The sequence below is a fragment of the Akkermansia sp. GGCC_0220 genome, assembly GCF_017566105.1.
GTDB lineage: Bacteria > Verrucomicrobiota > Verrucomicrobiia > Verrucomicrobiales > Akkermansiaceae > Akkermansia > Akkermansia massiliensis.
In genome coordinates, this window is the sequence record NZ_JABFCI010000004.1 from 128,130 (window position 1) to 145,895 (window position 17,766).

The following is a 17,766-nucleotide window of genomic DNA, read 5'->3' on the forward strand; positions in this document are numbered from 1 at the left end:
CGTTTTCCTTCGTCATGCCGTCCAGTGGCGCAGATTATCTTGCTGCACCATACCCTTTGTCCGTAATCGCCACAAGGCCAAAGACGGCAGTAACGGCGCACCATTGCTCCACACGGCCATAAAATACCCGTTCACCGCCACTTCCCTTTCAAGGATGACCTTCTTAAAAGAATTACTTCCGCCCCATGGCGCAGGGGCACGAAAAAGCCCTGCAAGCTTTTGACTTGCAGGGCTTTCAAATGGTTACGGGAGCAGGATTTGAACCTGCGACCTTCAGGTTATGAGCCTGACGAGCTACCTGGCTGCTCCATCCCGCGATTTAAAGAGCATCCGTAGAGGAGTGCGGAATTGTTATAACCTACTTCCGCAGCATGTCAAGTACTTTCAAATAAAAATTTTCATGGCTGCGACCGTATGACAGAGGTCCGGAAACGCTTTCCGGGGGCGGCGGAAGGGAAAGGAAAAACGCAGGCCCCTTCCGGCGGCTTGGCTCACAACAGGTAGGAGAGTTGCCCGGCCCCGGCATGAGGGAACAAGAGCGGAAAAATCCCCTTCCCCGCACACGGAAAAAAAGAAAGGATTCCTCGACAAACATTGTCAAATCTGTATATCTTGAAAGGTGCGGACTGGGTTCCGCGCATTAACATCAACTAGAAAGAGGTACGACAATGCAAAAGGTAAACGTAAACACACCCATTACGATCACGGGGCGCCACGTGGAAGTCACAGACGCGATTCGGGAATTCGTAACGAAAAAGATTGAGGGGATCCGCCTGGACTTCCCACGCATTATGGAGGTTAAAGTATTGCTTGATGTGCAACGCGACCGCAAGATTTCCCAGGTGATTCTGTTCTGCTCGGACCACATCACCATTGACGCTTCCACGGAAGGGACGGACATGTACGCCTGCATCGACGAAACGATCACCAAAATCATGCGCCGCATGCGCAAGCACAAGACGCGCCTGATGAAAAATTTCCGCCCCCATCACCAGGAAACCATCCGCAAGCTGGATGAAACGGTATATGACGATTCCGTACTGGATTACCCCGGAGATTCCAAGGAAGACCCGGAACCCCTCCTCATTCACAGAGAAAGCTACAATCTCAAGAAGCTTTACAAGGAGGAAGCCATCATGGAACTGGAACTTTCCGACAAGCCCTTCGTGCTCTACAGGAATGCGCGACGCGACGTGCTCCAGATCGTGTACCGGAGGCCGGACGGGGACTACTCCATTATTGAACTAGGCACCAGCCTGTGACCGTAAAAAACGGTTTTGAAACAAACCGTTTTCCATAACGCATCAAAAAGAGCAGGACTCCTGAAACCGGGGGTCCTGCTCTTTTCTGTAATGCCGTGACATGGAACAAGAAAATCTCTTGATTTCTACTTGCCACCATTTACATTGGTCCCAGCAAACCTCCGTGGATGCGGAGGTTCCAGTAGTTAACAAACACTGTATTTAATTCGAATTATGAAGAACATCGCTATCCTCGCCATCGCCGGCGCCGCTTGCCTGGTCGCTTCTTGCTCCCAGCAGCAGCAGCAACAGCAAACCACCGCTCCTGCTCCCGCTCCGGTTGTGCAGGCCAAGGGCAAGTAAGTTTGCAGCAGGGCCTCGCCCTGCAACATTAGCAAATCATCCAATTAATCCGCACTCGGTGTACGCACTGAGTGCGTTTTTATTTGCCCGGAACCCGGTTTTCAGCCGTCATTTGCCGGTTCACCGGGATTTACCTTAAAAACGGCGGACGCCGTAGCAAACGCAGGCATTCCCCGCACATGCAGGCGTCACCCGCCATCAAGCAGGGACGCGCACAAGCTCCGGCCTCGTTAAACGGCCTTTTACATTCAGGCAGCCTTGGAAGCTCCGCCGCCGGAAGCGCCAGCTTCTTTATGGGCAGCAGCGGAACCGCTTGCCTTCGCCTCCTCCTGCTGACCGGACTGGAACATCCTCTGGATCAGCAGGGGGCGTTTCCTGGCCCATCCGGGCCAGACCAGGTGATGGTCCATTCCGTAGGAATGCCCCTCAGGAAAGGCCTTGGACACGAACGGTTCCCGCCAGTCCTCCTCCCATTTGCCCCCTTCCCGGTCCTTCTGGGTCAGCACCACCAGATGCCCGCAGTTCTTCCAGGCGTCCAGGACGATGGAACCCTGCAATCCCCCTCCGGCGGCGTTCACGTACACGCAGCTGTGCTCCCTGCCCGTTCCATGGTCGCGGATGGTCAGCCCCACACGGAAAAACTTCACGGGGCGGCGGCGCATGTCACGGTACAAATCCTGCTGCACCTGCCAGCAGAGCCCCCTGTCGCGCAGGTTGGAATTGACCAGGATGTTGTTCAGCCAGCCGAACAGCACAATCCTGTTATTCCGGGCAATCGCCGCGGACTGGACTACCGCCGTGTCCGCCAGCCACTTGGCTTCCGCCCTGGCGGCGGGAAGAGCGGCCTTCTCCGGCGGCAGCAGCCCCAGGAAAGCATTCGCCAATCCGGACATCTGCTGCTGCACGTAAGGTCTCTGTATATAATCCTCAGCCGGAGGAGTGCAGCAGGAACTCCATCCGCACAGGAGGGCGGCAGCAAGCAAAAGCCTGAATGTCTGCATGGTCGGCATGGCGCGCCAAGGCTAGCAGATTACGCGTAAAAATCCAGTAAAGCTTTCAAAAATGACCGTCCCTGCCCTGACGGCTCTTGCCTTCCCCCTCCCTCCCCGGTAGAATGCCGCCCCTCTTCACCATGCTGACGATCAAAAACCTCACGAAATCCCACGCCGGACGCACCCTGTTCCGGGAAACGGAAATGACCATTAACTGGGGGGAACGGGTTGCCCTGGTAGGCCCCAACGGCGCGGGCAAGTCCACCCTGTTCCGCATGATTCTGGGAGAAGATACGCCGGACGAAGGCTCTATCAACATGGATGAATACGCCATGGTGGGCTATCTTCCGCAGGAAGCCAGCGAACCGAAGGATGAAACCGTGCTGGAAATAGCCATGGGCATCACGCCGGAAATGGAACGCGCCATCCACGTCATCCGGACGGCGGAAAACGCCAACAAGACGGATACGCCGGAGTATGCGGAGGCCATTGACACCTTTAACGCCGCCAACGGCTACCAGCTGGAACCCAAGGCCAAGAAAATCCTCAAGGGGCTGGCCTTCCGGGAAAGCGACTTCCACCGCCCCGCGCGGGAAATGTCCGGCGGCTGGATCATGCGCGCGTACCTGGCCAAACTGCTCGTCCTGGAACCGGACCTCCTGATGCTGGACGAACCCACCAACCACCTGGACCTCCTTTCCCTGCTGTGGCTCCAGCGCTACCTGAAAAACTACCCCGGCGCCATCCTGATGATTTCCCACGACCGGGATTTCATGGACGAACTGGTGGAAAGCGTGTACGACATCGACAACGAGGAACTGGTGGAATACCGCGGCAACTACTCGGATTTCCTGAAACAAAGGGACATGCGCTTTGAACAGCTTCAGGCCGCCTACCGCAACCAGCAGAAGGAAATCGCGCACATCCAGGAATTCATCGACCGCTTCCGCTCCATCAACTCCAAGGCCGGGCAGGTCCAGAGCCGCATCAAGCAACTGGAAAAGATGAAGCTCATCCAAAAACCCGTGGCCCGCAGGAAGGTGTTCAAATTCAACTTTCCCCAGCCTCCGCGCAGCACCCAGAAGGTCATTGAGCTGGAAAAAATCTGCCAGTCCTACGGCGACCACAAGGTTTATGAAAACCTGGACCTGCTGGTGGAACGGGGAGAACGCACCGTGCTGGTGGGCCCCAACGGCGCGGGCAAGTCCACCCTGCTGAAAATCCTGGCGGGCATCATCCCCATTGACTCGGGAAAACGCACTCCCGGCACCACCACGCGCATCGGCTACTTCTCCCAGGCACGCACGGAAAACCTGAATACGGAAAACACCGTCCTGGAGGAAATCATGAAGTGCAACGCTGAAATCCGGGAGGAGGAGGCCCGATCCATCCTGGGCTCCTTCCTGTTCCGGAGGCTGGATGTGGAAAAACGCGTCAGCGTGCTTTCCGGCGGAGAAAAATCACGGCTCAGCCTGGTCAAGTTCCTGGTGGACCCGCCCAACCTCCTGCTGATGGACGAACCGACCACCCACCTGGACCTCCTGTCCGTGGAAGCCCTGGTGCAGGCCCTGAAACATTATGAGGGGACCCTGGTCTTCATCTCCCACGACGTGCACTTCATCCGCTCCCTGGCGGAAAAAACCCTGCACGTGAACCGGGGAACCATCACCACTTATGCGGGCGGGTACGATTATTACCTGGAAAAGTCAGGCATTCTGGACGACGAAAAAGGCGGCATCACGGCGGAATAACCGTCCTCCCCTTTTCAGCTTCCCTTTTCTCCTTGCCTTGGGTTTCATCCTGCCTTAGAAAGACAGGATGAAGACTTTCCTCGTCCCCGTCCTGGCCTCCGCCCTGATGGCCGGAGTTCCGCTCGCCTTTGGTGAAACGGCCGCCCCGGCGGCTTCACCCGCGCCGGCAGCCCCGGCGGAAAAAACTCCGTCCGCGGATTCCCTCCTCAACCAGGCCTTTTCCGTAGCCATTGACGTCCAGCAGACGCTGGCGGCAGTACAGGACAAGGAAAGCGGGGACAAGGCCGTCAAGAAATTGCAAGGCATTCAGAAGGACATTCAGCGTCTCATGGGCTTCCGGGAGAAATTGAGCGATGCGGAAAAGGAAAAAATGGACGCTCTGTCAGAAAAAATGGAGGAACGGATGGACATGCTGAGCGAACGCTGTGAAAAGGAAGGCCAGCGGCTGCTGGAAGCCCGCTATTACGGCTCCGCCGCCCTGAAGGACATCCTGGAAAACTCGGATGAATTCAGCGATCTCGTCGAACCGGATGAAGATGTGGCGGAACCGGAGGAGGACAATACGCCAGCCACAGCCGGAAACGTTCTTTCTCCCAACCCTGAAGACCTCCTCCCGCCGAATTGACCGGAAAAAGGCGCCCATACAGGAAAAGCCGTGGAGAACAACCGCCCTTTCCCGCTTCCATTTCAAGCTTGCCGGAACCGTGAAAAACGGGTTTACTGTGGGCAGCATGCAAAAGTTAGCAGGTAAAACAGCCATCGTTACCGGGGCAGGCCGCGGCATCGGCAATGCCATCGCCCGCCGCTTCGCTTCAGAAGGAGCCAAAGTCATCCTGATCAGCCGCAGCCCGTCAAGCTGTGGAGGAGCCGCAGAAGAGATTAACAAGGAATTCCCGGACTCCTGCAAGGCCTATCCCTGCGACGTGGCGGATTACGCCGCCGTTCAGGAAACCGTCTCCGCCATCCTGAAGGACTTCCCGCAGATCGACATTCTGGTGAACAACGCCGGCATTACCCGTGACTCCCTGATGCTTCGCATGAAGGAGGAAGACTGGGACGCCGTCATGGATACCAACCTGAAAAGCGCGTTCAATACGGTGAAAGCCCTGCAGCGCGTGCTGATGAAGTCCCCTGCCGGACGCATCATTAACATGAGTTCCGTTATCGGCCTCGTGGGCAACATCGGGCAGGCCAACTACGCCGCCTCCAAGGCGGGCCTCATCGGTTTCACCAAATCCCTGGCCCTGGAATTCGCCCCGCGCAAGGTGACGTGCAACGCCATTGCCCCCGGCTTCATTTCCACGGAAATGTCCAACGCCATTCCGGACAACCTCAAGGAAGAAATCGTCAAGAAAATTCCCCTGAAGGAACAGGGCTCCGTGGAAGACATCGCCGCCCTGACGGCCTTCCTCGCCTCTGACGATGCCCGTTACATCACCGGACAGGTCATCGCCTGTGACGGGGGCATGACGATGTAAGGCTTTCCCGGTCTTCACCATCCCATGCGCGGCATTTTCCTTGTTTCCTGCTTTCTGGGAGGAAGCGCCCTGCTGGCCGGGTGCCGGGACGACGGCTCCCCCCGCCCGGCCACGGAGGATGCCGCGCGCATTACCGGCGCGCGCCAGTGGGGAGAGAGCCGCTCCGCACTGCAAAAACGGGAGCTGGACCGCGCCGCCGGACCCGCCCTCCCTATTCCGGACGATCTGCCCGCCAGGGAGCTGGTCGGCACCACACGCCAAATCCACCAGCTCATTGAAGCTTCCGGGATCCCCTCACGTTTTGAATCCTATACGGAAGCGGTGCCCGCAGCGGGGGCATCCCTGCGCATGGCCGCCATTCCCGGCGGAACCTTTCTCATGGGGAGCCCTGCGGAGGAGCCGGGCCGCAAGCCGGACGAAGGCCCGCGGCATGAAGTGAACGTCTCTCCGTTCTGGATCTCGGAAACGGAAATTCCCTGGGAGCTCTATACGGCCTTCATGGAAAATGGACGTCCGCGCGCCAAGGACGGCCAGCTTCTGGAGGAACAGCCGGACGATGAACTGTGGGACTCCGTCACGCAGCCCACAGCCCCCTACACCGCCATGAACCTGGGCATGGGCCACGGCTATGAACACGGCCTGCCGGCCATCTCCATGTCCCATCACGCCGCCAGCAAATTCTGCGAATGGCTGAGCGCCCAGACCGGGCATTACTACCGCCTGCCGACGGAAGCGGAATGGGAATACGCCTGCCGTGCCGGGAACCCCGGAGCCTACTCTTACGGAAACGGGGAGGAAGCCCTGGACCAGTACGCCTGGTACTGGGACAATTCCAACGACCGCTACCAAAAAACAGGCTCCAAAAAGCCGAATAAGTGGGGCCTCCGGGACATGCACGGAAACGTGGCGGAATGGGTTCTGGATTCCTACCTTCCGGATGCCTACGGCAAGCGGGACGGCCAGCCCGCCAAAGATCCCCTGGTCATCGCGCCCAAGGCTCCCCACGTCGTTCGCGGCGGCTCCTGGGAAGACGATCCGGACCGCCTGCGGAGCGCCGCGCGCCGCGCCAGCTCCCCCGCCTGGAACCGGCAGGATCCCCAGAACCCCAAAAGCATCTGGTACCTGACGGACGGCGGCATGATCGGCTTCCGCGTGGTACGCCCCATGAACATTCCGGACGTCATCACCATGCACCGCCTCTGGAACTTCTCCAAGGGGGAGCCGTGAAGAGAGACCTTCTATGACCATCAAATTAAGAACGGAACAGCCCGCAGACTATGCCGAAACGGAACATGTCACGCGGGAAGCGTTCTGGAACCATTATTCCCCCGGCTGCAATGAGCATTACCTGCTCCATATCATGCGCGGCAGCCCCTCCTTCATCCCGGAACTGGATGTGGTCGCCGTCCACGGCGGCCGCATTGTCGGGAACATCGTTTATGCAAAATCCGTCATCAGGACAGATGACGGGAAGGAATGCGAGGTGCTGGGCATGGGGCCCATTTCCGTTCTTCCGGAATACCAGCGCCGGGGAATTGGACGGCAAATGATCGAACATACCAAAATGAAGGCCCGTGAAATGGGGTTCCGGGCCATTCTGCTGTACGGCGACCCGGACTACTATTCACGCCACGGGTTCGTGGCCGCGGAAACGCTGGGCATCAGAACGGCGGATGACATGTACGCGGCAGCCCTCCAGGTCTGCGAACTGCAGGAAGAGGCCTTATCCGGCATGAAAGGCCGTTACGTGGAAGCTGCCGTGTATGATCTTGATGAAAAGTGCGCCGCCGAATTTGACCTGCATTTTCCGGCAAAGGAGATGGTCTCCGGAACTCCGTCGCAAAAGCGCTTTGAGAAAATTGCCGCCATGCGGAGAAAAGCGGATACGGGAACCTGAAACCGGAAATCCTTGCACCCTCCGGATGTCATGAATCCCGCATCCGGATACGTTACATTCGCAGCCCTTTTTTCCAGGGGTAAAAAATAAGGGCCGTTCCATGAGAACAGCCCTTATCCGTCAAAAGCCTGTCATCAAGGGCTCAGGCCCTGCGGCGGCGCATCATCAGGGCAGCCAGCCCCAGCAGGCTCAGCGTGGCCGTAGCGGGTTCCGGAACCACTTCCCCGCGGATCTCCGTAAAAATGGGGGATAATTGAGCGAAGGTATTGGTTCCATTGGCTCCTGTAATGACAATGGAATCATCGGGCGCTCCCGCGCTGTCATGATGGCCGCGAATGCCGGGAGCAGTCAATCCGTTGCTGATGGTTACCGTATCTCCATCCGTGGAAGAAGTAGGCGCGCCTGTCCCTCCCGCAGCATACAAGTACGTTTTTGACGTATCTCCGTTGATCATGTCCATCACGGCCTGGCTTACGGTCAGGTAGCGGTACGTCGTGCCGGCGTCAAGAATCAGGGAAGAACCGTCCACAGCTGAGAAATTGAACGTCAGATTGACCCCGTTGCCGGAGGTTCCCATATTGGTGCTCAGGCCGATGACCGAATTGTCGGAAGCGTTCAGCACCAGAAAACCGTAAGTGACGTTAGCGCCCGTATTGCCGCTGGGCCCGCGCAGAGTAAAACTGTCCAGCCGGATATCTCCGGACAGGGAGGCGGGAGAGCCGGAACCAGAGACGGGGGCCAGGGCGGAAGAATCCAGCCCCAGATAGAACCCATGAATGGTGCTGTTGTAATTGTCTGCTCCAGGAGTGTAATAATTAAAAACAGTCGCGGCTTCTGAGGAAACGGCGAAGGTTCCAAGTGCGGCTAAAATTGTTAGTGTTTTCTTCATGTCTATTGTCCTGTTCCTTTTAGGCTTTGTAGCGGATTTGGAATCCGCAAACAATTAAAAATATTAAAGGTTAATATATTGCATTCATAATTCGTTGGAAATAATGATTTTTTGATGCCTCTGGTTCTTTTATTAACGTGGTGGAGCGGTCTTTGTTATTCATTGATTTCCCTATTGCTTTGGTCTCTTTTTCATACTTGCCGGATTCCAAATCCGGATTCCAAATCCGTTATTTAGTTATTTACGCAGAAGCCCTGCTTGTGCATGCGCATGCGTACCGTTCACCCCAGAACATTGATCATGAAGAAAATACTATACGCCTTAATGCTTGCAGCCGGCATGAGCCTGAGCGCCACCGCGGCGACCACGCTTCTGGACAGCTCCATCGTAGGGTATTCCGACTTCGCCTCCCGTCTGGCGGATTTCGGCACCCGGAAGGATTCCGTTGCCATCACGACCGATGGCGGCAATCTGGTGTTGTCCGGCACGACCTTTAGCCAGCCCGTTTCCGGGGGAAGCACGCGCAACAACATGACCGTGACCATGGTTCTGGATCTGTCCAAAATCAACACTCCGGAAGCCTATACCGCCCTGTTTAACGCCAAGGGAGGAAGTACCAGCTGGGGCGCGGGCCTGAATACGGACCGTACTCTCCAGGGATTATGGGACAATGCCGCATACAGCGGCGGCCCTACCACCTCCGCTCTGGGCACGGAAGGCACCCTGACCATTTCCGTGGTCACCGGGGAATTCGGCACCCGCATCTACCTGGGCGACAGTGCCACGTACCATACTGCCAGCGGCCTGAAATTCGGCAGCGTGGATATCACCCAGATTCTGATGGACGCGGGACTGGCTGACGCCGTTGAACAGCTCTACGTTCATGACTCCGCTCTTTCCCAGGAGCAGATCGGCCAGTTGATGAGTGAAATCGCCAGCGTTCCGGAACCCGCAACGGCAACCCTGGGCCTGCTGGGACTGGCTGCGCTGATGATGCGCCGCCGCAGGGCATAAAACCGCACTGGTTCTCCGTTTTTCTTTCAGGGCTGCCTCGCGACTCCGTGAGGCGGCCCTTTCTGCATCCGCACAACGCGCCTACTCTACCGGAGGCAGATACTTCTTCCTTCCCTCCCCTGAAAAACGATGTTCAAGGCAGCCTCCGGCTGAAACGCTTCACGGGGCGTCCGCGTCACCCCACCTTCCGCACAAATCCTTTTCCCCCACGCCGGAACAGCCGGAACCGGATACGGAAAAAACCGTCTTCCCTCTGCGGGCGGCGCGCCTCATCCTTGCAGCCGTCCTACCCCTGCGCAGACCGGCCATTCAGGCTCTGCCGGGAGCAGCACACCCCCACGTTCCGGGAAGGGCGCCTGTTTCAAGCTGCTCCTTCCGCCTGAAAGGGGGAAACGTTTTTAACCTGCATACCCCACATCCTGATCATGAATCTCCAGAAACAGCAATTGCTCCTGCGCCTTTTCCGGTATTTCAAAAGCAAAAAAGGAGAACCGCGGTTTTTCAACAAGCGGAATATATGGCTGCTCGCCATTGCCGCCGCCTACATCCTGACTCCTGACGAATTCCTGTTTGACGGAATCGGCAAGCTGGGTCTCCTGGATGACGCCGCAGTCATCCTGGGAGCCGTCTTCACCGTCTTCTTTCCGGACGGGGACTAGCGGCCCGCGGCCAGGGATGCGGCTAGACGGACGATACCTTCCGGAACTTCGGGGACTGTCCCATGAACGCCTCCGGATTGCCTAAAAGAAGCTTCTCCGCCTCCTGCCGGGAAAAACCGCGCTTGTAAAGCTCGCAGGCCAGGGCCGTAAGCGCCAGGGGGTCGGAATCTCCCCAGTCCGCCGCGGAATTGGCCCAGACGCGATCCATTCCGTACAGCTCCAGAATATCCGCCGCCCGCTTGGGGTTCAGCTTGCTGGTGGGGTAAAGGGTCAGCCCGGCCCAGTAGCCGGCCTCCTTCACCAGCGGGAAGGTGTGCTCCTCGCAATGGTCCACCAGCACCCGGCCGGGGTCCAGCTCCGGACGGTTTTTCAGGGCGGAAAGAATCATTCTGGTCCCTTTCAGCTTGTCTTCCAGATGGGGGGTGTGAATCAGGACAAGCTGGTTCAGGCGTATTGCCATGTCCAGATGCTCTTCAAAAATAGTCATTTCATGGGAGGTATTCCGGTTCAGCCCGATCTCCCCGATGCCGAGGACATTCGGACGGTCAATGAATTCCGGGATGAGCTTCATCACTTCCCGGGCAAAGGCCACGTCCTGCGCCTCCTTGGGGTTGATGCACAGCCACGTGTAATGGTCCATGCCGAACTTGGCCGCCCTGGCCGGTTCGCATTCCGTAAGCTGCACGAAGTAATCCCGGAAACCGTCCGCGGAGGAACGGTCATAGCCGGCCCAGAACGCCGGTTCTCCTACCGCCAGGCAGCCTGCCTGCGCCATGGCCCGGTATTCGTCCGTGGTGCGGCACACCATGTGTATATGAGGTTCTATGAAAGCCATGATTCTTATTTGCTGAAGTTCGGGGCTCCGCAGGCCGCCTTGGCGGCGGCGGTTTCCGGCACGGCGTCATCCCGGTAGGAAAGGGCTTCCAGAATGGCCCGTACGCGCCCGGCGCCGGAGGCGGACAGGAGGGGGAGCGCTTCCATCAGGGCGCGGTAGCGGAAATCCGCCTCCCCTTCCCCCCGGTCCACCCGGTCCAGAAACGCGGCTATATCCAGCACCCCGGCGCGCGCCGCCGCAAAATCGGCGTCCAATACCTCTTTTTTACTCCTTTTCATACGCAGACGATACGCCCATGCGGAAAGCCTCGTCAAGCCGGAACAGGTAACAAAATTATAACTATTCCAAACTAGTGAACTGCAACGTCTTTTCACGTCTTTTCAAAAATCCAAAAAGCGCCGGGAATTCAAGAAGAGGCTTGCCATCCGGGTTTGAACCGGGCATCCTGTGGAGACGCATTTATTTCATTAGAGCGCCTATGAATGCACTAGTAAAAACCATATGTACATTCGTGACATCCTCCATCGGCCGCAAAATCATTGTGGCTCTGACGGGGTTATGTTTGGTCTTGTTCCTCGCGGGACACCTGGCAGGCAACCTTCTTATCTTCGGAGGCCCTGAATGGATCAACACCTACGCCCACGGCCTGCACTCCATGCCGGAAGCAGCCCTCTGGGGCATCCGCGCGGGGCTTGCGGTGATCTTCATCATCCACATCTGGCTGACCATCCAGCTGAAGCTGGAAAACCACGCCGCCCGCGAACCCTACGTGTTCAAGAACACGATCAAGGCAACGCTCTCCTCCCGCTACATGATCTACACCGGCCTGACTATCCTGGTGTTCCTGATCTACCACCTGTACCAGTACACCCTGCGCGTGGGTTACGATCCCGCCCAGTACACCGCCTTCATTTCCGACGGCAAGGTGGAAACCTTTGACGTGTACAAGATGATCGTGGCCGGATTCTCCAACGTATGGTGCTCCGCCTTCTACATCCTGGCCATCCTGATGCTGTTCAGCCACCTGCGTCACGGCGTGCAGTCCATCTTCCAGACGGTGGGCGCTGATTCCCGCAAAATCCGGCCCTTCTACAACTTTGTCGCCATCGCCTACGGCGCAGTGATCTGCCTGGGCTTCATTTCCGTGCCGGTCTCGGTTCTTCTGGGTATCATCAAATAACCATCAACTCCTCTCAAAGTCATGATTAATTTTCCCGTAAGCGACTGGATGCCGGATGCCAAGATTCCTTCCGGCCCGATTCAGGACAAATGGTCCAAGTACAAGCTTGAGTCCAAACTGATCAACCCGAACAACAAGCGCAAGTACACCGTGCTCGTGGTAGGGTCCGGCCTGGCCGGCGCCTCCGCCGCCGCCACGCTTGCCGAGCTTGGCTACAACGTCAAGTGCTTCTGCTACCAGGACAGCCCCCGCCGCGCCCACTCCATTGCGGCCCAGGGCGGCATCAACGCGGCCAAGAACTACCAGAACGACGGCGACTCCGTCTACCGCCTGTTCTATGACACCGTGAAGGGCGGCGACTTCCGCGCCCGTGAAGCCAACGTCTACCGCCTGGCGGAAGTTTCCTCCAACATCATTGACCAGTGCGTGGCCCAGGGCGTTCCCTTCGGCCGTGAATACGGCGGCCTGCTGGACAACCGCTCCTTCGGCGGCGCCCAGCTCAAGCGAACCTTCTACGCACGCGGCCAGACGGGCCAGCAGCTCCTGCTGGGCGCCTACCAGGCCCTGGAAAAGGAAGTGGCCAAGGGACACATTGAAATGTTCTCCCGCCATGAAATGATGGACCTGGTGCTGGTGGACGGCGAAGCCAGGGGCATCGTCACCCGCAACCTGATCACCGGTGAAATCCAGTCCTACGCAGGGGACACCGTCCTGCTCTGCACGGGCGGCTACGGCAACGTCTTCTTCCTGTCCACCAACGCGATGGGCTGCAACGTCACCGCCGCCTACAAGGCCTACAAGCGCGGCGCCTTCTTCGCCAACCCCTGCTTCACGCAGATTCACCCCACCTGCATTCCGGTCAAGGGCGACTACCAGTCCAAGCTGACGCTGATGTCGGAATCCCTCCGCAACAGCGGCCGCATCTGGGTGCCCAAGTCCCGTGAAACCGCGGAAAAAATCCGCAAGAAGGAAATCAAGCCTTCCGACGTTCCCGAAGAAGAACGCGATTACTACCTGGAACGCAAGTACCCCTCCTTCGGCAACCTGGCTCCGCGCGACATCTCCTCCCGCGCCGCCAAGGAAGCCTGCGACGACGGCCGCGGCGTAGCCATCACCGGCAAGGGCGTCTTCCTGGACTTTGCGGATGAAATCAAGCGCATGGGCCGCGAATGGATTGACGGCCAGTACGGCAACCTGTTCGACATGTACGAGGAAATCACGGACGACGATCCCCATGAAACGCCCATGATGATCTATCCCGCCTCCCACTACACGATGGGCGGCCTGTGGGTGGACTATAACCTCATGTCCAACGTGAAGGGGCTGCACGTCCTCGGTGAAGCCAACTTCTCCGACCACGGCGCCAACCGCCTGGGCGCTTCCGCCCTGATGCAGGGCCTGTCCGACGGCTACTTCGTCATTCCCGCCACGCTGCCCGCCTACCTCACGACCATCAAGCCCGGCTCCGTCACCACCGCCTCCCCGGAATTCAAGGCCGCGGAAGACGAAGTGAAGGAACGCATCAACAAGCTCCTGAACGTGAAGGGCACCAAGACGGTGGACTCCTTCCACCGGGAACTGGGCCTCATCATGTGGGAAGACTGCGGCATGGCCCGTACGGAAGAAAGCCTCATGAACGCCATCGAACGCATTCCCCAGCTCCGCAAGGAATTCTGGGAAAACGTGCGTGTGACCGGAACGGCGGACGGCATCAATGCGGAACTGGAAAAAGCCTGCCGCGTGGCGGACTTCCTGGAATTCGCCCAGCTGCTCTGCTATGACGCCCTGAACCGCCAGGAATCCTGCGGCGCCCACTTCCGCGTGGAATACCAGCTGCCGGACGGCGAAGCCAAGCGCAACGACGAAGAATACGCCTACGTGGCCGCCTGGGAATACACCGGCGTGGACAGCCTGCCCATTCTTCACAAGGAACCGCTGACCTTCGAGAACGTGCACCTTGCCATCCGCAGCTACAAGTAAAGATAGCCAATACATTAACACTTAAAAGAAAGATTATAACATGGCTAAAACACTCAATCTCACTCTCAAGGTCTGGCGCCAGGAAAACCGTGAAGCCAAGGGCCGCATTGAGACCTATGCCGCCAAGGACATTCCGGTGGACGCCTCCTTCCTGGAAATGCTGGACATCGTCAATGAAGGCCTGGTCAAGGAAGGCAAGGAACCCATCCACTTTGACCACGACTGCCGGGAAGGCATCTGCGGCATGTGCTCCCTGACCATCAACGGCATTCCCCACGGCCCGGAACGCCAGGTAACCACCTGCCAGCTTCACATGCGCAAGTTCAAGGACGGCGATACCGTCTGGATCGAACCCTTCCGCGCGAAAGCCTTCCCGATCCTGCGGGACCTGATGGTGGACCGCTCCGCCCTGGACCGCATCATCGCCTCCGGCGGCTACATCGACGTGCGCACCGGCTCCGCGCCGAACGCCAACAACATCGCCGTGGAAAAAGTGAAGGCGGAAGCCGCCTTTGATGCCGCCGCCTGCATCGGCTGCGGTGCCTGCGTGGCCTCCTGCAAAAATGCCTCTGCCATGCTGTTCACGTCCGCCAAGATCGCCCACCTCAATCTGCTCCCGCAGGGCCAGCCGGAACGCACCAAGCGCGTCCTGGCCATGATGAAGCAGATGGAAGCGGAAGGCTTCGGCAACTGCACGAACCAGTATGAATGTGAAGCCGCCTGCCCGAAGGGCATCAGCGTGGACAACATTGCCCGCCTCAACCGCGACTTCATCGTGGCCAACACCAAGGAAGGCCTCGCCTACTAAGGCGGGCCCCCTTTTCAAAACGTTAATCAGAACTCCCGGCGGCGCTCGTGCCCGCCGGGAGTTTTTTATTGCTCCGGGAAACGCCGCAAACCTGCGCAACAGACAGAAACCGGGGCAAGTGAAGCATTCCCGCTTTCCGCAAGACGGCGCTGCAACCAACCATAAATGGACGGAAGAATAGGCCCTTAAATGGTTGAAAAGATCAGGAAGGGGAAAGAAAAGGGTGAAGTGTCCCCAATGGGACAAATGCCCCTTTCAATTATTCAAGACGGCCCCTTTCAGGCATTTATTTCTTCAATTGCCCCGTGGCCCTTCCATTCCGGAGCGGAAGCCTGTATTTTCAAGCTTCCTCAACCAATTTCAACCCTTTTCAAGTATTCATGGCTGGTCACAGCGCGCCTTATACGCGCCAAACGCAAAAGCGGTACGGCTTCCCTTTATTGGCCCTGTCACTTCCGGATGGAGGCAGTCCCCATTCCGCAAGGCCGCTCCACTCTCCACTCTCCACTCTCCACTCTCCCGTCACTCCCTGTTACGGGAATCCATGAAAATGGTCACCGGACCGTCGTTGACCAGGGAAACCTGCATATCCGCGCCGAATTCGCCGCTTTCCACCCTGCCTTCCAGCAAGGACGCCAGTTCCCTCTTGAACAGTTCATACAGGGGAACGGCCTGCTCCGGCCTTGCGGCGCGGATGAAGGAGGGCCTGTTGCCCTTCCTGGTGGAGGCGTGCAACGTAAACTGGCTCACCACCAGAACACTCCCCCCCATTTCCTTCACGGAAAGATTCATCTTCCCCTCCGCATCGGAAAAAATACGCATGTCCGCCGCCTTTTTGGCAAGCCAGCGCACATCCTCTTCCGTATCCGCCTCTTCAATGCCCGCCAGAATCATCAGTCCCGGACCCGTGCTTCCCGCACAGACGCCGCCGATGTGCACGGCAGCCTCCGTGACGCGCTGAATGACCAGCCTCACTGCGCCGCTCCCTTCTCCCTCAGAATGGTCACCTTCGTGCCCGCACGGGTCAGCATGGCCAGCTCATTGCAGTCCTGCCGGCTCAAATAAAAGCCCGGTGAACGGGGAGCTCCGCGGGAAACGTCAATGACATAGCCCCCCGCCGCCAGCACCAGCGTCTTGTCCGCAGAGGGAAACTGCTTGCTGTAAATGGAAACAGGGGCCTGCTCGTCCTTGACGGACGTCTCCAAATTCTTTTTTCCTCCGTCCTTCATGGAGAGAATGGGATAGCCCTTCACAAAATTCGTCCCGTCGTACAGGCAGACTTCCTTCTCCGGCACGTTCACCACTACATGAAAATCCAGGGGACGGTACTTGAGCACATCCCCCGCATGCAGAACGGGAATGTCCATCAGGCCGTTGAGGTGCATCACCATGGCCTGGGAGCAGTCCAGCTTCCTGACCATGCGTATCCAGGAATCCCCTCTCCGTACGGTGTATTTCTTCACATCCGGCCCGTTGGGGTCCAGCAATTGCCGGATGCGCAGGCTGCCGATGAGATCCTTCGCTTCCCTCCCCACCACGCCGCCCTGCTCCACCAGGGGCTGCAACAGCTCCAGAGCCTGCGGCAGGCTCCCCCGGTCCATCAGGCGCCGGGCTTCCGCCAGGGCTTCCGGACGGCGCGGCCAGAGGGAATAGTTCTCCCCGTCCGCAAAAACTCCCTGGGCGCAGCAGGCCGCCGCCAGAAGGCTAAAGAAGACCCTTGCGCTTGAAGTCAAAGATATTGATCTCATGGGATTTTTGTATCATTTCCACGGTGAATTTCAAGAGGGAGACCTCCCATGCGTCATCCACCCCTTCAATGAGGGCCATGAACGTATCCTCTCCGTTGCGCACCTGGTCCAGCAGACGGCCGCGCACGGCATCAAGGGGTTCATGCAGAATTTCCTCATTCACTTCCGACCTCTTGAACCTGAAGCCGTATTCCAGCAGCGTCAAAAAGCCCGGTCCGTTCTTGGAAAGCCAGTCAAAGAAGCGCTTGGCCTCTCCGGAAAAGCCCTCCGTACTGACTTCATTGTAAACGGAAGGGCGTATGATCTTCGGCTTTTCCGCCTCCACCCAGCCGCTGCGCACGCGCACCACGCCCGCTTCATCCATCAGCTCGCTGAGGAGAAGGAAATTGAACCTGGTATCGCCAAAGGTATCAATGCGGCGGTCCGGTTCATAAACCACCCGGGTCATTTCCGCCGCATAGCGGATATCGTCACGGGAGAAGGAGGGCAGATCACTCATGGAAGAAGAAGCCGGGAGCTTTCCATGAAAAAGCGGCTTCCTTGCCTTGGACAGGGAAGCCGCTTTTGTAATAAAGGATTTTTAGCAGTTCAACTTAACCCTGAACCTTTTCGATGTAAGCAACGACATCGGCAACGGACTGAAGCTTTTCAGCTTCTTCGTCGGGTACTTCGATGTCAAAGTTTTCTTCGAAAGCCATCACGAGTTCAACGGTATCCAGCGAATCAGCACCGAGATCCTCGATGAATTTCGCATCAGCAGTCACTTTATCGGATTCAACGCCAAGTTGCTCAACGATGATACTTCTTACTTTTTCTTCGATGCTGTTGTCAGACATGATATTTATTGTTAAGGTTCATGGATACTACATGGGGTATACGCAATTTGCAACACCTATTTATGAGTTTTTACGTGTCATCCGGCCCCCTCGCC

20 protein-coding genes and 1 tRNA gene are annotated in these 17,766 nt (G+C 57.8%); 12 read left to right on the forward strand and 9 right to left on the reverse strand.

Translation table 11 applies throughout. The annotated features are described in order from the left end of the window. Nucleotides 1–240: 240 nt before the first annotated feature. Nucleotides 241–317, reverse strand: a tRNA-Met gene (locus HJW02_RS04460). A 351-nt stretch (nt 318–668) separates the two neighbouring features. Between HJW02_RS04460 and raiA the strand changes: the two genes are divergently transcribed. Both raiA and HJW02_RS14000 read left to right on the forward strand, forming a co-directional pair. Continuing rightward, nucleotides 669–1,262, forward strand: coding sequence for a ribosome-associated translation inhibitor RaiA (raiA, locus tag HJW02_RS04465; RefSeq protein WP_022397875.1), 594 nt, complete (start codon nt 669–671; stop codon nt 1,260–1,262). A 213-nt stretch (nt 1,263–1,475) separates the two neighbouring features. Further along, entirely contained in the window at nt 1,476–1,604 is a 129-nt protein-coding gene (locus HJW02_RS14000) for a hypothetical protein (protein WP_012420041.1), read from the forward strand. Between the two features lie 248 nt (nt 1,605–1,852). On the opposite strand, the gene HJW02_RS04470 is transcribed toward HJW02_RS14000, so the two are convergent. Next, nucleotides 1,853–2,605, reverse strand: coding sequence for a hypothetical protein (locus tag HJW02_RS04470; RefSeq protein WP_146017931.1), 753 nt, complete (start codon nt 2,603–2,605; stop codon nt 1,853–1,855). Between the two features lie 131 nt (nt 2,606–2,736). On the opposite strand from HJW02_RS04470, the gene HJW02_RS04475 reads away from it, so the two are divergent. The 5 genes from HJW02_RS04475 (at nt 2,737) to HJW02_RS04495 (ending at nt 7,722) form a co-directional block, all read left to right on the forward strand. Then, on the forward strand, nt 2,737–4,347 hold the full coding sequence (locus HJW02_RS04475) for an ABC-F family ATP-binding cassette domain-containing protein (protein ID WP_102721317.1): 1,611 nt from the start codon (nt 2,737–2,739) through the stop codon (nt 4,345–4,347). Between the two features lie 67 nt (nt 4,348–4,414). Beyond that, nucleotides 4,415–4,972: a hypothetical protein gene (locus tag HJW02_RS04480; protein ID WP_102721146.1), complete on the forward strand. Its 558-nt coding sequence runs from the start codon at nt 4,415–4,417 to the stop codon at nt 4,970–4,972. 106 nt (nt 4,973–5,078) lie between these two features. Continuing rightward, on the forward strand, nt 5,079–5,825 hold the full coding sequence (fabG, locus tag HJW02_RS04485; protein ID WP_102721145.1) for a 3-oxoacyl-[acyl-carrier-protein] reductase: 747 nt from the start codon (nt 5,079–5,081) through the stop codon (nt 5,823–5,825). Nucleotides 5,826–5,849: 24 nt separating this feature from the next. Continuing rightward, nucleotides 5,850–7,052, forward strand: a complete 1,203-nt coding sequence (locus HJW02_RS04490) for an SUMF1/EgtB/PvdO family nonheme iron enzyme (protein ID WP_022397870.1) — start codon at nt 5,850–5,852, stop codon at nt 7,050–7,052. A gap of 13 nt (nt 7,053–7,065) precedes the next feature. Continuing rightward, nucleotides 7,066–7,722, forward strand: coding sequence for an N-acetyltransferase (locus HJW02_RS04495; RefSeq protein WP_102721144.1), 657 nt, complete (start codon nt 7,066–7,068; stop codon nt 7,720–7,722). 142 nt (nt 7,723–7,864) lie between these two features. Here the strand turns inward: HJW02_RS04495 and HJW02_RS04500 are convergent, their stop codons facing one another. Next, the gene (locus tag HJW02_RS04500; RefSeq protein ID WP_022397868.1) at nt 7,865–8,611 is read right to left on the reverse strand and encodes a PEP-CTERM sorting domain-containing protein; all 747 of its coding nucleotides are present in this window, start codon (nt 8,609–8,611) and stop codon (nt 7,865–7,867) included. Nucleotides 8,612–8,911: 300 nt separating this feature from the next. On the opposite strand from HJW02_RS04500, the gene HJW02_RS04505 reads away from it, so the two are divergent. After that, a complete protein-coding gene (locus tag HJW02_RS04505) occupies nt 8,912–9,625 on the forward strand; it encodes a PEP-CTERM sorting domain-containing protein (RefSeq protein WP_180971106.1) in 714 nt (237 codons plus the stop codon). Nucleotides 9,626–10,050: 425 nt separating this feature from the next. After that, nucleotides 10,051–10,284, forward strand: coding sequence for a DUF1232 domain-containing protein (locus HJW02_RS04510; RefSeq protein WP_022395926.1), 234 nt, complete (start codon nt 10,051–10,053; stop codon nt 10,282–10,284). 22 nt (nt 10,285–10,306) lie between these two features. On the opposite strand, the gene HJW02_RS04515 is transcribed toward HJW02_RS04510, so the two are convergent. Next, nucleotides 10,307–11,119 carry a TatD family hydrolase gene (locus tag HJW02_RS04515; protein ID WP_180971107.1) on the reverse strand — a complete coding sequence of 271 codons (813 nt, stop codon included), beginning with the start codon at nt 11,117–11,119 and terminating at the stop codon, nt 10,307–10,309. A gap of 5 nt (nt 11,120–11,124) precedes the next feature. Next, a complete protein-coding gene (locus HJW02_RS04520) occupies nt 11,125–11,397 on the reverse strand; it encodes a hypothetical protein (RefSeq protein ID WP_022395924.1) in 273 nt (90 codons plus the stop codon). Nucleotides 11,398–11,630: 233 nt separating this feature from the next. Here HJW02_RS04520 and HJW02_RS04525 point away from each other — a divergent pair, with 233 nt between their 5' ends. From HJW02_RS04525 to HJW02_RS04535, 3 genes are read left to right on the forward strand one after another with little or no spacing between them, the layout of a single operon-like run. Next, nucleotides 11,631–12,299, forward strand: a complete 669-nt coding sequence (locus HJW02_RS04525) for a succinate dehydrogenase cytochrome b subunit (RefSeq protein WP_180973006.1) — start codon at nt 11,631–11,633, stop codon at nt 12,297–12,299. A 21-nt stretch (nt 12,300–12,320) separates the two neighbouring features. Beyond that, nucleotides 12,321–14,279, forward strand: a complete 1,959-nt coding sequence (locus tag HJW02_RS04530; RefSeq protein ID WP_102721139.1) for a fumarate reductase/succinate dehydrogenase flavoprotein subunit — start codon at nt 12,321–12,323, stop codon at nt 14,277–14,279. Between the two features lie 40 nt (nt 14,280–14,319). Further along, nucleotides 14,320–15,087, forward strand: a complete 768-nt coding sequence (locus HJW02_RS04535; protein ID WP_102721138.1) for a succinate dehydrogenase/fumarate reductase iron-sulfur subunit — start codon at nt 14,320–14,322, stop codon at nt 15,085–15,087. 522 nt (nt 15,088–15,609) lie between these two features. On the opposite strand, the gene dtd is transcribed toward HJW02_RS04535, so the two are convergent. The 4 genes from dtd to HJW02_RS04555 all read right to left on the reverse strand — a co-directional run bounded on the left by dtd (nt 15,610) and on the right by HJW02_RS04555 (nt 17,671). After that, complete coding sequence (gene dtd, locus HJW02_RS04540) at nt 15,610–16,062, reverse strand: D-aminoacyl-tRNA deacylase (protein WP_022396890.1); 453 nt, start codon at nt 16,060–16,062, stop codon at nt 15,610–15,612. Beyond that, nucleotides 16,059–16,835 carry a LysM domain-containing protein gene (locus tag HJW02_RS04545; protein WP_022396891.1) on the reverse strand — a complete coding sequence of 259 codons (777 nt, stop codon included), beginning with the start codon at nt 16,833–16,835 and terminating at the stop codon, nt 16,059–16,061. Before HJW02_RS04545 ends, dtd begins: the two co-directional genes overlap by 4 nt. Continuing rightward, nucleotides 16,792–17,334, reverse strand: a complete 543-nt coding sequence (locus tag HJW02_RS04550; RefSeq protein WP_022396892.1) for a hypothetical protein — start codon at nt 17,332–17,334, stop codon at nt 16,792–16,794. The genes HJW02_RS04545 and HJW02_RS04550 overlap by 44 nt, the downstream gene beginning before the upstream one ends. A gap of 94 nt (nt 17,335–17,428) precedes the next feature. Then, entirely contained in the window at nt 17,429–17,671 is a 243-nt protein-coding gene (locus HJW02_RS04555; protein ID WP_022396893.1) for an acyl carrier protein, read from the reverse strand. Nucleotides 17,672–17,766: the final 95 nt, after the last annotated feature.

Coding starts and splice junctions, on each gene's coding strand:
- raiA (WP_022397875.1), top strand. CDS start 669: ATGCAAAAGGTAAACGTAAACACACCCATTACGATCACGGGGCGCCAC.
- HJW02_RS14000 (WP_012420041.1), top strand. CDS start 1,476: ATGAAGAACATCGCTATCCTCGCCATCGCCGGCGCCGCTTGCCTGGTC.
- HJW02_RS04470 (WP_146017931.1), bottom strand. CDS start 2,605: ATGCAGACATTCAGGCTTTTGCTTGCTGCCGCCCTCCTGTGCGGATGG.
- HJW02_RS04475 (WP_102721317.1), top strand. CDS start 2,737: ATGCTGACGATCAAAAACCTCACGAAATCCCACGCCGGACGCACCCTG.
- HJW02_RS04480 (WP_102721146.1), top strand. CDS start 4,415: ATGAAGACTTTCCTCGTCCCCGTCCTGGCCTCCGCCCTGATGGCCGGA.
- fabG (WP_102721145.1), top strand. CDS start 5,079: ATGCAAAAGTTAGCAGGTAAAACAGCCATCGTTACCGGGGCAGGCCGC.
- HJW02_RS04490 (WP_022397870.1), top strand. CDS start 5,850: ATGCGCGGCATTTTCCTTGTTTCCTGCTTTCTGGGAGGAAGCGCCCTG.
- HJW02_RS04495 (WP_102721144.1), top strand. CDS start 7,066: ATGACCATCAAATTAAGAACGGAACAGCCCGCAGACTATGCCGAAACG.
- HJW02_RS04500 (WP_022397868.1), bottom strand. CDS start 8,611: ATGAAGAAAACACTAACAATTTTAGCCGCACTTGGAACCTTCGCCGTT.
- HJW02_RS04505 (WP_180971106.1), top strand. CDS start 8,912: ATGAAGAAAATACTATACGCCTTAATGCTTGCAGCCGGCATGAGCCTG.
- HJW02_RS04510 (WP_022395926.1), top strand. CDS start 10,051: ATGAATCTCCAGAAACAGCAATTGCTCCTGCGCCTTTTCCGGTATTTC.
- HJW02_RS04515 (WP_180971107.1), bottom strand. CDS start 11,119: ATGGCTTTCATAGAACCTCATATACACATGGTGTGCCGCACCACGGAC.
- HJW02_RS04520 (WP_022395924.1), bottom strand. CDS start 11,397: ATGAAAAGGAGTAAAAAAGAGGTATTGGACGCCGATTTTGCGGCGGCG.
- HJW02_RS04530 (WP_102721139.1), top strand. CDS start 12,321: ATGATTAATTTTCCCGTAAGCGACTGGATGCCGGATGCCAAGATTCCT.
- HJW02_RS04535 (WP_102721138.1), top strand. CDS start 14,320: ATGGCTAAAACACTCAATCTCACTCTCAAGGTCTGGCGCCAGGAAAAC.
- HJW02_RS04545 (WP_022396891.1), bottom strand. CDS start 16,835: ATGAGATCAATATCTTTGACTTCAAGCGCAAGGGTCTTCTTTAGCCTT.
- HJW02_RS04550 (WP_022396892.1), bottom strand. CDS start 17,334: ATGAGTGATCTGCCCTCCTTCTCCCGTGACGATATCCGCTATGCGGCG.
- HJW02_RS04555 (WP_022396893.1), bottom strand. CDS start 17,671: ATGTCTGACAACAGCATCGAAGAAAAAGTAAGAAGTATCATCGTTGAG.